This window comes from Pseudoalteromonas sp. SCQQ13 (assembly GCF_015864415.1).
In the GTDB taxonomy this organism is placed as follows: domain Bacteria; phylum Pseudomonadota; class Gammaproteobacteria; order Enterobacterales; family Alteromonadaceae; genus Pseudoalteromonas; species Pseudoalteromonas nigrifaciens.
Genome location: NZ_JADYXG010000002.1, coordinates 269,389 through 283,902 on the forward strand (window position 1 = coordinate 269,389; position 14,514 = coordinate 283,902).

General features: G+C 40.8%; 12 protein-coding genes. All 12 read right to left on the bottom strand.

Translation table 11 applies throughout. The features are described from left to right. Nucleotides 1–60: 60 nt before the first annotated feature. Nucleotides 61–2,100, bottom strand: coding sequence for an SUMF1/EgtB/PvdO family nonheme iron enzyme (locus I6F41_RS02955; RefSeq protein ID WP_011329328.1), 2,040 nt, complete (start codon nt 2,098–2,100; stop codon nt 61–63). Between the two features lie 120 nt (nt 2,101–2,220). Continuing rightward, a complete protein-coding gene (locus I6F41_RS02960; RefSeq protein ID WP_011329329.1) occupies nt 2,221–5,961 on the bottom strand; it encodes an H-type lectin domain-containing protein in 3,741 nt (1,246 codons plus the stop codon). Beyond that, entirely contained in the window at nt 5,958–6,449 is a 492-nt protein-coding gene (locus I6F41_RS02965; protein ID WP_058374243.1) for a hypothetical protein, read from the bottom strand. The genes I6F41_RS02960 and I6F41_RS02965 overlap by 4 nt, the downstream gene beginning before the upstream one ends. Further along, nucleotides 6,439–7,281, bottom strand: a complete 843-nt coding sequence (locus tag I6F41_RS02970) for a type II secretion system protein (RefSeq protein ID WP_182683881.1) — start codon at nt 7,279–7,281, stop codon at nt 6,439–6,441. Before I6F41_RS02970 ends, I6F41_RS02965 begins: the two co-directional genes overlap by 11 nt. Further along, the gene (locus I6F41_RS02975) at nt 7,281–7,820 is read right to left on the bottom strand and encodes a prepilin-type N-terminal cleavage/methylation domain-containing protein (protein WP_011329332.1); all 540 of its coding nucleotides are present in this window, start codon (nt 7,818–7,820) and stop codon (nt 7,281–7,283) included. The genes I6F41_RS02970 and I6F41_RS02975 overlap by 1 nt, the downstream gene beginning before the upstream one ends. Next, nucleotides 7,807–8,295 (bottom strand): prepilin-type N-terminal cleavage/methylation domain-containing protein, encoded by a 489-nt coding sequence (locus tag I6F41_RS02980; protein WP_182683880.1) that lies wholly within the window; start codon nt 8,293–8,295, stop codon nt 7,807–7,809. The genes I6F41_RS02975 and I6F41_RS02980 overlap by 14 nt, the downstream gene beginning before the upstream one ends. 8 nt (nt 8,296–8,303) lie before the next feature. Further along, nucleotides 8,304–8,837, bottom strand: a complete 534-nt coding sequence (locus tag I6F41_RS02985) for a prepilin-type N-terminal cleavage/methylation domain-containing protein (protein WP_182683879.1) — start codon at nt 8,835–8,837, stop codon at nt 8,304–8,306. Between the two features lie 26 nt (nt 8,838–8,863). Then, nucleotides 8,864–9,448, bottom strand: a complete 585-nt coding sequence (locus I6F41_RS02990) for a pilus assembly FimT family protein (RefSeq protein ID WP_011329335.1) — start codon at nt 9,446–9,448, stop codon at nt 8,864–8,866. Between the two features lies 1 nt (nt 9,449). Then, a complete protein-coding gene (locus I6F41_RS02995) occupies nt 9,450–10,670 on the bottom strand; it encodes a type II secretion system F family protein (RefSeq protein WP_011329336.1) in 1,221 nt (406 codons plus the stop codon). Continuing rightward, the gene (locus tag I6F41_RS03000) at nt 10,657–12,384 is read right to left on the bottom strand and encodes a GspE/PulE family protein (RefSeq protein ID WP_011329337.1); all 1,728 of its coding nucleotides are present in this window, start codon (nt 12,382–12,384) and stop codon (nt 10,657–10,659) included. The genes I6F41_RS02995 and I6F41_RS03000 overlap by 14 nt, the downstream gene beginning before the upstream one ends. Next, nucleotides 12,381–13,613 carry a tetratricopeptide repeat protein gene (locus I6F41_RS03005; protein WP_182683878.1) on the bottom strand — a complete coding sequence of 411 codons (1,233 nt, stop codon included), beginning with the start codon at nt 13,611–13,613 and terminating at the stop codon, nt 12,381–12,383. The genes I6F41_RS03000 and I6F41_RS03005 overlap by 4 nt, the downstream gene beginning before the upstream one ends. Beyond that, the gene (locus I6F41_RS03010; protein WP_011329339.1) at nt 13,610–14,512 is read right to left on the bottom strand and encodes an ExeA family protein; all 903 of its coding nucleotides are present in this window, start codon (nt 14,510–14,512) and stop codon (nt 13,610–13,612) included. The genes I6F41_RS03005 and I6F41_RS03010 overlap by 4 nt, the downstream gene beginning before the upstream one ends. Nucleotides 14,513–14,514 lie beyond the last annotated feature (2 nt).

The window sequence follows — 14,514 nt, forward strand, 5'->3', positions numbered from 1 at the left end:
AGCGATATTAAGCACAGCTGCCTTTGTAATTTAGTTAAAAAAGGAAGCAAAGCTTCCTATTTATCGTTCGCGAACTAAGCGAAAACCTATGTAGTTAGCTCTAAAGTCGGGCGCTAATATTAATCGCGTTGAGGCACGTGCAAGGCTAGGCGCAAAATTCCACGCTCCACCTCTAACCGCAACATCCGACTCACCCGAGTTTTTGTTAGTCCATTCCCATACATTGCCTACGGTATCGTATAAACCAAATGCATTAGGAGAAAATGATCCTACCGGTGCAGCACTCTTGTTTGACCATTGACTACCACACCAGCCACAATTCGCTAAATTTTTACCAATATCGTTACCCCAAGGGTATTCTGTTTGACTACCTGCGCGTGCAGCGTATTCCCACTCAACCTCATTAGGTAAACGAAACTGTTGACCTGTTTGCCCTGACAACCAATCAGCATACGCTTTAGCGTCGCTATAAGTTAAACAAACAGCCGGAAAATCACTTGTTTGCTCAAACCCAGGATTACGCCAATTTAAATTAGCTTCCCATACGGGTTCGCCATTTAAATAATAGGCGCAGCCTTTACCTTGCTCGGCTTGGGTTTTGTAGCCTGTATTAGCAGCAAACTGCTCATACTCACCTACTGTCACTTCTTTGCTTTGCATAGCAAAAGAGTTGGCAATTACTTTTTCAACAACTGGGCGCTCATTGGCTAAACCATTGCCATTAATATCGCCCATTTTAAATTTACCTGCCGGAATAACAACTACTGAAGTTTTTACATTAGCGTTTAATACGCTGATGTTGTCACTCACTTTACGAGTTGTTTGCTCAGGTTGCTCACGCGTGTATGTCGGTGCAGCAATCGACTCTGGCTTTTTTACTAAGTTGGCATGCACGGTTTGTGCTTTATTTAAATCAACACGTACCTGATAAGGTTTATAACCAAGCTTGCGCACTTCAATATTGTGCACACCTCGCGGTAAGCGGGTTACTAAGCGGGTTGAGCCAAAGCTAACCCCATCAATAAACACTTCGTCGTCGTATACGTTTGAGCGTAGCGTTAATTCTACTGCTTGGTTTTTATCGTTATTAGCAATAACCGAGCTGTTTGTTACCATAGGCTTTACTGCATAATCACGCACTGGTTGCTCGTTTAAACGAGCCGCCGAAACGTTGCCATTATCCGCGTGCTTACTGAATGTTAACTGACTATCTGAAAAAGTTGTGCTGTAAGTAGGCTGATATGTTGCCGCCATGGGCGTGCCGTACTCAGAGCAGTAGCGGTTATCAATGCTTAATAAGTTACATAAACGGCTACTGTTAACTTCACCACGCATAGTAACGCTTAAATTAACGTTATAATTGCCTTGGCCACTAAATGCACTTTTTACCACATGACTACTTAAAATTTGTACCTGAGCACCGGCCAAATTACGTTTGGGTTCAACTAAACGCTCTTCAGTTAAGTTAGCAAATATTTGGTCAACAAAACGCTTAGTCGCTTTTTGTAACCCCATTTGCTGTCCGCGTTGCTCACACGCTGCAAGTGTTTCGGTACGCTTACAATTAATTGTGTGATTAACCTCTAACGTGCCTTCGCGGGTAAATTCGTTACGTAAACGCTCTACTCTGGCGGTAGTTAACTGCTCTTTTAAGCTCTCTAAAGTGTTTAAAAGCGTGTGTTTAGCCACACGAATTTGCTCAATGTCTTTACGGTGGGATGCAATTGCCGCCAACTGCATAGAAATATCATCTTTATTTTGCTTGTGATCGACCACAGCTTTTTGATAACGCGCCTGAGCAGCGGTTATATCAATGCTAGGATCATCAATTAAACGACGGTACATTTCATTCATCGCGTCGAGTGCTTGGTTTTTTTCTTTATCTAACTCGGTTGAACGTGAACGCAAAAGTTGCAACTGGGTTTGCAGTTGGCTTTCTTCTTTTAAATGTTTATCAAGTATTGTTGTAGATTTGTCATAGTCGATCTGTTTTGTACTAATCTCAGATTCAATTCCAGTTACTGTTGCTGTGTCTTGTGCAAATGCACTACTAGCCAACAAACTAGCTGAAATTAACAGAGATAAAGGAGTAATTCGCATATATTCAGTCCCAAAAAGCGGCAATTATTTGGTCGTTATTATTTTTCTAAAATAAAGCCTTATGCTATGTACTTGAAGCACAAAACACAAGCTTTGTTCAATTATTATCTAAGTTTACAACTATTCACGTGTTTCACGCCAGTAAATAACCCGATCATTCCCTCGAAAGTGGCCAAATTGTAAAATAGCATAAGGATTCAGCTGAGATTGGTCACCTTGCCAATCCCATTTTAGCCAGTCATAGGTATTATATTCTAAAGTGAATGTTCCTGAGCCATTAGGCTTTGCATAAATACCGTTATTTACTGGATATCCTCCCGCCTCTAACTTCCCTGCTGCACCATTACCATACTCATATGTTAATACTGGGCTAGCTGGCAATACTTGGCTTAATTTAGGGTGTTGAAATACACTACAGTTGTCATTGCTGTTTACTACAAACCCATTGCCATCCCAATATTGAGACTCCATGGGGATGAGTAATCGATCTAAATCTGAGCCTGCATTATTACCTAACACTAAGCGGCCAAACCTAAACTCAATAGGCACACTGTTTAGTCGTACGCTGTTGCAATTAGAGCTACAGGTTACCTGTGTATTAGGGCTGTCGTTTGCATCAATTAATGTAGCGCGCTCAATATTTGTAAGTGTGGCCATTAAATTAACCATAGCAAATGGGCCATCGGGTTGATCAACTCCTAGCCTTTTTAAGGTAACATTGCTTTGATTCATCTGCCATTGCCCGTCATTGGTATCGCCCCAATTGTTTTCACCTAAATTAACTAGGCGACTGGCAAAGCTACTTGCTGGCACGTAATTACCCGCTTCATTATTTTCAGCACTAACTTGCACTACCGACTTATCAAACCCAGCCCTGTAATTACTCATTAGCTGATTATTTTGGTTTTGTGCTTGCACTGTAAAGCCAAGTTCAAATGGCTGTTCGAGGTAGGTTAAATTACTCCCATAATCAGTACACTGGGCCGCAGCTTGCACTCCTATTATTTTAAATTGCGATGGCGCAAAACGGCCTACATTATAAAGCTCGCCTTTAACATCACCCGCACCAAAGTAATCGCCATCGTTTAGCCCAGCAATTAAATCAATAATCCCTACTTGGTCATAACTATATTGTGAAATTGACTCACTTAAACTACCTGTATCTTTAAATGCAACAGTGTTGACGACTGCAAGTGTTCCAGAAGTACCTGCTATGGGCAGCTTTAATTGCGCTGTTACTAAAGGTTGCTCATTAATAAAATGTTTAGCAATAGGGTTGTTAGTAATCTCACTGTAGTTATCGGGGTAGCCATCGTTGTTGTTGTCTTGACCTGCACGCCATTGCACCGCATTCATTTTTAAATCAAATGTCTCTCCGGTTAATTTAAACAAGCTACCCGCGGCATCTGTTGCAAACCCATCATTGGGTAAGCTCATAGCCAAGCCAAAAGGTTTTACTACATACTCGTTAGAGCTACCGGTTAAATTAACCGACAAGTTAGTAATCGGATCCAGTATTAGATTAGTTTTAGCATTAAGGCTAAGCTGTGCTGCATCGGGGTAATTTATTACTATTTGCGCTTTAGACTCATCATCAAACTGTAATGGCACTGATTTATAACTTTGTTCAATCGCGTATACTTTATTATTATTGCTAAGCTGCACCGGATCAGAGCAACTTACTCCTGCACTACAGGTATAGGCTAAATCTAAAGCAACCTCTGCCCCCACAGGAAACGCTGCTTCACACGCCCCCGTGGCGGTATTCGTTTTTACAGCTTGAATTGCTAATGCTTTTGCATTAAATCCTGTATTTGAAGGTTTACCTGATAGTTGGGTAGGGATTGTTGTATTGTTATCGCTTTCATTTTTAAAAATAAAACCCGCGTCCGAAAACACCACTTTACAGCCACTTAAACCAACATTTTTACCGCCAATATAACAACGTAACGGCGCAGATGGATCTGCAGTGTTATAACCAATTGTGGCACTGCCAGTGGTACGTTTTGCAAACTGTATATTAGTACTACCAGTAAAGCTGATGTTCTCACCGGTTACCCAGCTCTGCTTACCACCATTATCTGGCGATAAATTTAAGCTTGATGGCTGATCAAACAAAACATCGCAAGTATCATTTGCGCAGGCGGTTAAAGCCATATCTTTAGCTTGGCAAGTCAGTCCTTGGTTATCACTCATTGATATTCGATAATGATCTAGCAATATAGGTTTATAAATACCACAAAAGCCTGGAATATTATCTGGTACTGGTATGGCATCGAAAGTAGAGCTACCCTCGGTAATAATTTGTGTGCCTGAGGTAATAGAGCCTTCGTATGTTACATTTTGCGCTATTCTTACCTCGCCGGTAGCAACAATATAAGCAGCTATATTGGCATTGGCGGCAATCGCAATTGCACCATCAACATAAATAGCAAGATACGCTCCCGAATCTACTACTATATTGGTTTTACCTATATTTAAAAATGAGGTTGAGAGTAACGAACTCGTGTTTTTTAAAAAAATACGCGTAGGAGCCGTTACTCTGTATTGATCCTCCAGCATAGCAAGCTGCAACTCATCATAAAAATAATCTCCTGCTAAAGAGGCTGGTACTGGTGCCACAGAGCTGCCATCGTTAGCCACTGTAGGTACTTGAGCTGCCTGGCTAGGTGTTAAAGAGTTATTGCCACTTGCTAAACAAGCTTGGCCGTTACATAACGCAGGGTCAGTTAGTGCCAAAGACGTTAAATTAGTAGTCGTAATAAATTGCGCGTTATTGTCTGTTACTTTAACGCCTTGGACTAACTGCACCAAACCATCATTATAAGTAGATAGCGCGCCTGGAAATAAGGTGTCACAACTTAAAATTTCGCCGCTAGAAACAAACGAACTAGTCATGGCTAAAATAGATACTTCTTCTTTAGGGTGAGAGCGCTCATTATCGCCATCTCGGTCTTCATCGACCACCAACCCGACTCGGTTAGCTCTTAAGTTACAACTTCGCAACCAGCCACCATCGTCCCCTACACGCGAGTTTTTACTTGCAACAACTAAAGGCGATTGCGAATAACGATTAATAAAATTAAAATAATTACATCCATCGTTCCAACCATCTACAGCAAAACCAGTAAAAAAGCTCTCCCAAATAACTTCCACGTCATTATCATCTGTGAATGAGCGATTAGCCCCTGGCTCTACCGCTAAATATGCTACTTTTTCGCTTTTAATTATACCGAATGCCGTTTCAGAAACTTCTAGCGCAATATTTACTCCACTAGTAGATAACGAGGCTGTTTCTACCGCAATAGTTAAAAAGGGCACCAAAGCTTGTGCAGGAGGGTTACTATCTAAGCTATTAAGCGTTTGTAGTGAATGAAATAAATTTGGCCGCTGGGTAAACGAATGGGCAAAAGTAAGCGGCTTATAGCCCTTTGGAGTAAATGGAGAAAAACCAGATTTGGCACCATATTGTACCTCTAGCTGTAAATCGGTGCTCCCTACTTCCATAATGGTGCCGTCGGGGAACTCATGAACCCCGTATTCCACCGCTAAATAATGTGCGCCCATATTAATATGCGCACCATCCTCACCGGAGGGCTCCAAAGGAAGCGCTTCAAACCCGGTAGTGGTGATATTTTTAACTCGAATAATTGCTGGGTTACCACCTTGGTTAGTTGAAAGCATAAAAACAGCTGGAGGAGTTATATATTGCTGCTGGAAATTAACCTTTGTCCATACCGGTGATGTGTAGGTATTTTGTAATTCAATAAAACGCCCTTCAATTTTAGGTGCTGCAGCATTGCTGTTATTACTAAATAAAAACGCTGCTAAGCATATAAGCACGAGAGTATTTTTTATCATGGTAACGTTTTAGCCTCTACACTTAATGTGCGTTGCGTTTGCCAGTAATCTTTTCTACATGCATCCCCCAATGGGCAATCAATTGGCGCACAAGTAGCACTACTTTGTAAATAATAAATATTAACCGTTCCCGAGCGCGCACTGCTATCGGGTAAATCCAGGTACTCTGTACAGCTAATAGATACATCACAAAACGATAAATAATTTGTTTTAAAGGTTCGGCTTGTAGTAACTGAGGCACAATTTTGTGCAGCGCTATTAAGCGGAAATAATTCGGTTAAACCGCTTTCTAAACCACTTTGTGCAGCCATATATGCTCGCGCGCCATAATATTCTATAGTATTTTGCTGCGCGGCCCCGCTCAGCACTTTAACTAATGCTAAGCCAAGTGCTAATAAGGCAACAATAATCACTAAACACACAACAATTAAGTTACCTTGTTGCTTTGTGGGTGAGCGGGTAATTTGCTGATAATTATTAAGGTACATTTGGCACATGCACCTCATGGTTAAAGTTCATTACTTCGGCTTCGTTAAAGCGCATTTGTGCATTAACATTAAGTACAGCATTTCGCTGTAAGGCCACCGGCTCTATGGTAAAAAACAAGTTGCTTGCTAGGTTATTTGCAATATAAATCCCCAATAAATCTCGCTTAACACCGGGGGTTACTTGTAAGCTAGGCGCATCTGACTGGGCGCTATTAAAAGCATAATTTGTATAGCGATATAAAAACCGCCCTTCTACGCAAAAACTAACTGGTTCAGCTAATAAATATAATCGTTTACTGGGTGATTCTGCTGCAAATGCTTTACTAAATTGCCACTGATCAATAGCATTTCCTGCCGTGTTATTAAATGCTAAAACTTGTAAGCGTTTATGATTGTTTTCGTTATATATATCATCGCTATTTAATGGATAAACTGCTGCCCAGTTACCCACTTGCGGTTTAGTTAAGTTATTAAGCTCAAAATCAACTGCGGTAATATTAAACGGGGCTGTAGTCGGTAAATAATTAGTATAATGAGTAGCTGATAAAAAAGGGGTAAATTCAAGGCACTGATGAGTATTACACGCCCCTTTACTGTCGTTATCACAGCTTAACCTAAGTGAATTAGGTGTTGCATCGCGTAGCTCTTTACTAATGCGTGTTATTAAAAACCGCGCTTGCGCTACTGCTTCTTGACGCTCCACGCCTTGAGCGTAAATACTTACACCTGCGCCAATAAACGAAAATGCACTAACGGCTAAAATACCTAAAATTACCATTACCAGTAATAGCTCAATTAAGGTAAATGCGTATTGTCGCGTTATGCTATGCATTAATAATTCCCTTTATAAGCACTAAAGCCGTATACCTCACCCAGAGGTGAAGTAACCTCTATAGTAATGCGCTTAAAAGTGCTGCCATCATTACTAGTGGCATCATTAAAATCACTGTCGTACTGCACTTTAACAACCAAACTAAAGCCACTATATTGCGGTAATAAAACACCCAAACTATTGGTTATTGGCTGCCCCGAAAGTGCTATATAGTCGTCAACATCGTTATAACTGGTACGTGTTTCTGAATTATCTGGGCCTAAGTCTGCCGCTGCGGTACAAGCCTTTGCGCCCAAAGATATTTCGCCGCAACGCCTAAAAGGAGCGCTTCGCTCACTGTATTCATCAAACGATTTGCTTTGAATTTCGTTCATGAGTGATTGCCCAAACTCCGAAGCACGTAATGCCACAATAGGCTCAGCACTTTTTTGAGCTTGAGGCGCAATAAGTGCAGTAATAATACTCAGCGCGATTGCAAACATCACAATACCAACAATTAACTCTATTAAGGTAAAGCCCTTATGTTTAAGGGCAGGCATAAATAAGCCCTTCACCGCTAATGCATACCGCGGCTAACCCTATATTTATTCGACATTGCGTTGTGCAGTTTTGATCAACCCTGCCAAGGGGATCAAAGTTAACTTGGGTAAACACATTACCGTTACTGTCTAATGCGTTAAAGGTAATATCACTTCTTTGGCTATTAATTTGTATTACTAGGTGCTCACTGTTGTTTATATCGGCCCCTCCTGAGCATGTATCGGGTGTTGGCCCTGCAATTAACCTAGCGGTAATGTAAAGCTTATGACAGCTTGTGGTCGCCGTATTTTGCATGGCACGTAACTGCACTGTTCGCAGTGCATTTAATGTGCGGTCTCGATACGAGTACGCATCCTCGGTTGAACTACCTAAAAATTTGGGAACTGCCGTTACCGACAGTATTCCCAAAATAATTAAAGTAATAATTAATTCAACGAGGGTAAAACCGCGCTGCTGCTTACCACTGCTGATCATTTATGTAATTAACAGCCATCTGTCACTAAAGTAACTATAGGCGCTGTAACAACTGTTTTAATTGGTGCTGTTGTTGTAACTGCAGCTGTTGCTTGAGTGTATTCAATGCGACAATCATCAGCTTGCACATAACTATTTGGGAAAATAATCACTTTATTGTCAGTTGTAATTTCAACAAGATTAAAATCGGCAGTGTTATCAGCCGCAAATTTTACATCTAAAAATGCTTCAAACGCTGCCTGTGTCGCTGCAGGGTAACCGTATACAGTTGCTACATCTCCAGTATCTACTGCAACAGTTGCTGTCGCTTCTTTTTGCTCACTGGCAATAATCGACTTACCGTTAACTATATTCATGCCACTGCGAATTGATCCCTGTAGTCCTTCTAGCGTAGATGCGTTCGCATCACCTTGCAGGTTTAAAAAGCGCGGTGCTGCTACTACGGCTAAAATTCCTAAAATAACAATAACAATAATTAACTCAACAAGCGTAAAACCTGCTTGCTTATTCAAAGGTTGATTTTTTAATGATTGTGTTTTCATAAGTAAGCCTCTTTTTTAATAATTACTTAATTTTTAAATATATGTACTTTGCCTGTTTTAGGTAAGTACGAAAAACCCACTGTTGCTGATGCTATTGCACCATTTATAGGTATGTTTTGAGAACTAAGAGTGTGCGTTGAATAATAGATACATTGCGTATTAGCTGCGTTATATCTAACTAAAAAACTAACCTCTTTTAAACTTAACTCCTCAGTATTTAGTGTGCTGCTGGGTGCATTTTGTAAAATTACATTTAACACCTGGCGACATTTAATTGCATTAATAGCATGTGCCCGAGTATCCCATTTTTCTGTTTCATCACTTGTTGGTGTCCCCATCAATCCATCGACACCAACAATTACTCCTCCATAATTAACAAACGTTTTATTTAATAACCCCTTGGGTCGCCCATTCAATTCCCATTGCCCGCGCACCAAACCTACCGCTGACATAAAGCTTGTAGCTACTGCATCAACATTTGCACTATGTGCCTGATTTTTAATATCTATATACCTAGGTATAGCAAAACTTAAAATTACAGCCAGTAACACAACAACAATTATCAACTCAAATAAACTAAAGCCTTTTGAGCGAGTAATTATTGTCTTCACTTTAATTACCTTTAATCGCTGACATCATATTCCACATCGGCATAAAAATACCTAAAGCTAAAATAAGCACCATAATTGCCACAAACACCGTTAATATAGGCTCTATTTTGGCGGTTAAGCTGCGTAAGTCATAATCAACTTCACGCTCATAATAATCTGCGGCTTCTTGGAGTAACTCATCAACTCGACCTGTTTCTTCGCCCACAGCAACCATTTGCAGTACAAGTTGAGAAAATAACTCACTGGCTCTTGAAACCCTGAGTAAACTGTCGCCTTTTTCTATATCTTGGCGCATAGTAATAATGGCTTTTTCCATATAACTATTATCTACAGCGTGCGCAGTGAGCGATAATCCGGTGGTCATAGGCACACCAGAGCGCAGCACCATTGCCAAACATTGGCTATAACGTGCTAATAAAGTACGCTGTAGAATATCGCCAACAAAGGGAATTTTTAGCTTATATTTATCCCACTTATAACGCCCTGTTACGGTATTTAAATAACGCTTAAAGCCAATTATTGCGCCCACCAGCATTAAAATTAATAACCACCAGTAATTCACAAAAAAGTTGCTTGTTGCTATTAATATTTGCGTCATTAAAGGCAGATCAGCATTAAATTTAGCGAACATGCTGGCAAAGGTCGGAATAACAAAAATATTTAAAATGATCATGGCTCCCACCAACGCACAAATTACAAACGTGGGATAACGCATTGCCGCTTTTATACGCTTGCGGGTTTCTTGTTCTTTTTCAAAATAAATAGCAAGTTGATAAAACGCATCTTCTAAACGCCCTGCACCTTCGCCAACCATCACCATAGAAATAGTTAAACGACTAAATACTTTATTGTGCATCGACATTGCGCTTGATAGGTCACGGCCTTGCTCTAGCTGCTTAGTTACTTCCATTAACACCTGTTTAAAGGCTTTATTTTGGGTGGTATCCGCCAAACCAACCATGGCTCTAATAATAGGAATACCCGCTTTTAACAATGAATACATTTGCCGAGAAAACATAATCATGTCTTCTAGGCCTATTTTTTCATTAAATAAATTGTCAAAAACTTTAATGTTATTTTTAGTTTCAACCAGCGCAATTGAAATAGGAATAAATTGACGCTTCATTAAGTTATCAGCAACGCCTGCCTGGCTACTCGCTTCAAGCTGACCTTTAACTAACACTCCTTTGGCATCTTTTGCTTTATAGCTATATAGCTGCATCATCACCTCCGACTATTTCGGGGATGTATTCTGCAACCTTAAATACTTCATCTAAAGAAGTGATACCTTGTTTTGCATAATTAAGTGCCATAGCTGAGAGCGGAATAAAATTAGCGCTATTTTTAGCCGCTTTAGCAAAACCTTGCGTGTCATTAATACGCAAGGCATCCATCATTGCATCATCCATTTCCAGTAGTTCAAAAATGCCTACTCGCCCCTTATAACCACTATGATTACACGCAGTACAGCCTTGTCCTTTATAAAACTGTGTATCTGTTGTATTTTCGCCAAGGTACTTTAACCAACTGCTTTCTTGATGATCTGGTTGATACGGCGATTTACAATCGCTGCATACACGCCTAACCAGGCGCTGAGCAATAATGGCACGCAACGAGCTTGCGACTAAATAGGCAGGAGCTCCCATATCTATAAGGCGCATTGCACTAGTAATGGCATCGTTAGTATGTAATGTAGATAACACTAAGTGACCGGTTAATGCAGCTCTTAAGCCTATATCAACGGTTTCTTGGTCACGCATTTCGCCGACCATAATAATGTCGGGATCTTGTCGTAATGCGGTACGTAAAATACTCGCAAAACTTAAGCCTATTTTATTATTTATCTGTACTTGGTTTATACGCCCAATTCGGTATTCAACCGGATCCTCTACGGTAATAATTTTACTTTCTTGTTGATTAAGCTCGCTTAACGCTCCATACAAAGTGGTGGTTTTACCCGAGCCAGTTGGCCCTGTTACCAATACCATGCCATGGGGGCGTTTAATAATACTGCGCACCCGTTTTAAAATATGTGCCGGCATACCAGTTTCATCTAACGATAATAATCCGGCTGATTGATCGAGCAAGCGCATCACTACAGATTCGCCATGTTGAATCGGCATGGTCGAGAGTCGTACATCTATACTGTGGCTACGCACTTTAATATTAAAGCGGCCGTCTTGTGGCAGGCGCTTTTCTGAAATATCTAACCCCGACATTAACTTTAAACGCAGTACTAAAGCTGAGGCTATTTTCACCTGATTTAAGGTATGCTCTTGCAGTACGCCATCAACCCGCTGGCGAATACGTAATAAGCCTTCATCGGGCTCAATATGAATATCTGAGGCACGTACTTGCACCGCATCTTCAAAAATAGATTGCAGCAACTTAACCACGGTAGCATCGGATGTTTCGTCACCGAGTGAATTAAGATCGAATTCTTCTACATCTTGGTATTCTTCGTGTAATTGCTCTGCAAAACTAGTGATCTCTTCTGTACGACGGTATACGTTGTCAAATGCCGCCATTATTTGGCTTTCTTGCACAACCGCTAATTCTATTCGCTTTGGGGCGAGTATAGGAGCAAGTTGATCTAACCCTCTTAGGTCAGCAGGATCGCTCATCCCAACTAAAACTGAGTCGCCGTTGTCTTCAATAACTAACGCTCGGTAGCGCCGTGCGTACACTTCTGATAAAAGCTTAGATACATCCGGTGATATTCTACGCTGCGAAATATCTAAAAAAGGAACTTTAAGCTGCTGCGCTAAAAAGCGTAGTAATTGTGGTTCACTAATAAATTCAAGTGTGATTAGGGTAGAGCCCAGTTTACGACCCGTAGCCGCTTGAACATTTAAGGCTTCACTTAACTGTGCTTCGGTGATCATATGCTCATGAACAAGTAAATCCCCTAAACGCATTTTTAAACTAGGTCTCATACGGCCTCCTTCAGCGCTACTAAACGCTGTAATGCATGCTGGGTCATGGCTGTATTTAACCCCCCTAAATCAAGTGCTACTTTATATAAATGCTTAGCATCGGGGTACTCGCCTAATGCATCTTTAGAGGTTGCTAACGCTAGCCACCACTTAGCTTGACTGGGCTGTAATTTAGTTAACTGCTTAAAGCTATTAAGGGCTTTATTATGCTGGTTGGCACTTTGTGCAGCCGTACCTTGTAGCACCCAAAATTCAAAGTTTGCTTGTGTTTCAAAATCATCACTGAGTAGTTTTAATACATCGTCGTACTGCTGCTGCATGATTAGAATTTTGCTAAGCATAATACGCCATTGCAATACATCAGGATTTTGACTTATACCCGCTTGTAAAACCTGTTGCGCTGAGCTTATATCTTGCTGCTTAAAATAAGTTGCCGCGAGTAAGTTTCTCGCTTCTATATGCTGCTTTGATTGCGCTAAAATATTATTCAGGTCGCTTATTGCTTCACTATACAAACCAAACTGTATTGCTTGCTTAGCCGCAAGCAATTGCTCAGCAATTAATACTTGCTGAGATTTAGTTTTAGATGAGCTTTTAATCATTACGTTAGCTGGCTTAGCTTTAGATACTTTAAGGTTTGGCTCAAGGCTTGGCTCAATATTTGGCAAACTACTCACAACAGCCGCCACAGCAGGTAAATTTTTATTAGCTGCAGTTACGTCCTTACTTTCACCCAACGCTTGTGGCTGAGAGTTATTAACAGCGGCGGCATCATTTATTAATTTATTTACTAATAACTGCTCAGCCTCATCAATATTTTGCGGGGCTGCTTTGCCAACAACATTCGCTACTTTAACGCCAGGTTGGGTATTTAAAACAGTCGCAATTTCTGGCTGCACATTACTATTTTTTGCTATTTCGTCAGTCACAATAATCGTGTTAGCTACACTTTTTTTAGCCGTTGCCCCTGCTTTTACTTCTTCTGGTGGTAATGCCGAGGTTAGCGTAACCGATAATTCATCCTGTGCTGGCTTATTGCTCGCCGCTGCCGGTAAAAGTAAATAAGCAGCAATAACTATGCTTATTACAGTGGCAATCACCAGCGCTTTAAATACTAAATTTTGTAGGTCGTACACTGGGGTAACATTTACACCAACCGCGTGCTGCTGGGTAACTTGCTTGGCCTCGCGCTGTTCAATATTTTTTAGCATATTATTAATAACGCTCATAGCCACTGCCTCCATACCCAAATTGCAGCAATAGCGATAACACTTATCGTAATAGCACTATAGCTCCAGTAATAACCCACTCTGTATTTAGCACAATCTTCGGTATCTTTTATTGCCAGCTGAATATGGCGCGTAGTTATTGCATTTAAGCCCTCTCCATAAGCTTGCAATAACGCTTTGTGGCATAAAATATTAACCAAACGTGGAATGCCTCTACTCGCACGTGCAATTTTTAACCCCATTCGATTATTAAATAAAGGGGGCTGATTAAAACCCGCCACTTGTAGCCGGTGGTTTATATAATAAATAACCTCTGCTGCTGTCATTGGTCTTAACGCATACGAAAAGCTAATTCGTTGGCGTAATTGCCTTACCTTATTATTGGCTAGTTTTTCATCAAGCTCGGGTTGTCCAAAAAGCACCACCTGAATCAATTTTTCACTTTCGGTTTCTAAATTGGTAAATAGTCGTAACGCTTCTAAGGTCTCCCAGCTCAAACATTGCGCTTCGTCTATTAGTAAAACCACCCGCTTGTTGTCGCTTTGTAAGCTCAATAAGTGATGGTTTATAAGCTGGCTTAGCGCTTGCTGATCTAACGCTTTGTCTACGTCCATTCCCAGCTCTATAGCCAGCGCCCAGCGTAACTCTTCTGGGCTTAAATATGAGTTAGGTAAATAAGCAACTGTGTAGTCATGCTCAATATGATTAAGTAACTTCCTACACAGTAAGGTTTTACCTGTACCAACCTCACCGGTCACTTTAATAAACCCCTCACCCATTGCTATTGCAGTTGTAAGCACTTGCATTGCCTCATGATGCGGCGCAAGCGCACAAAAGAACTCGGTGTTAGGGGTTAAGGTGAAAGGCATTTCACTTAGGTTAAAAAAGCTTAAATACATAA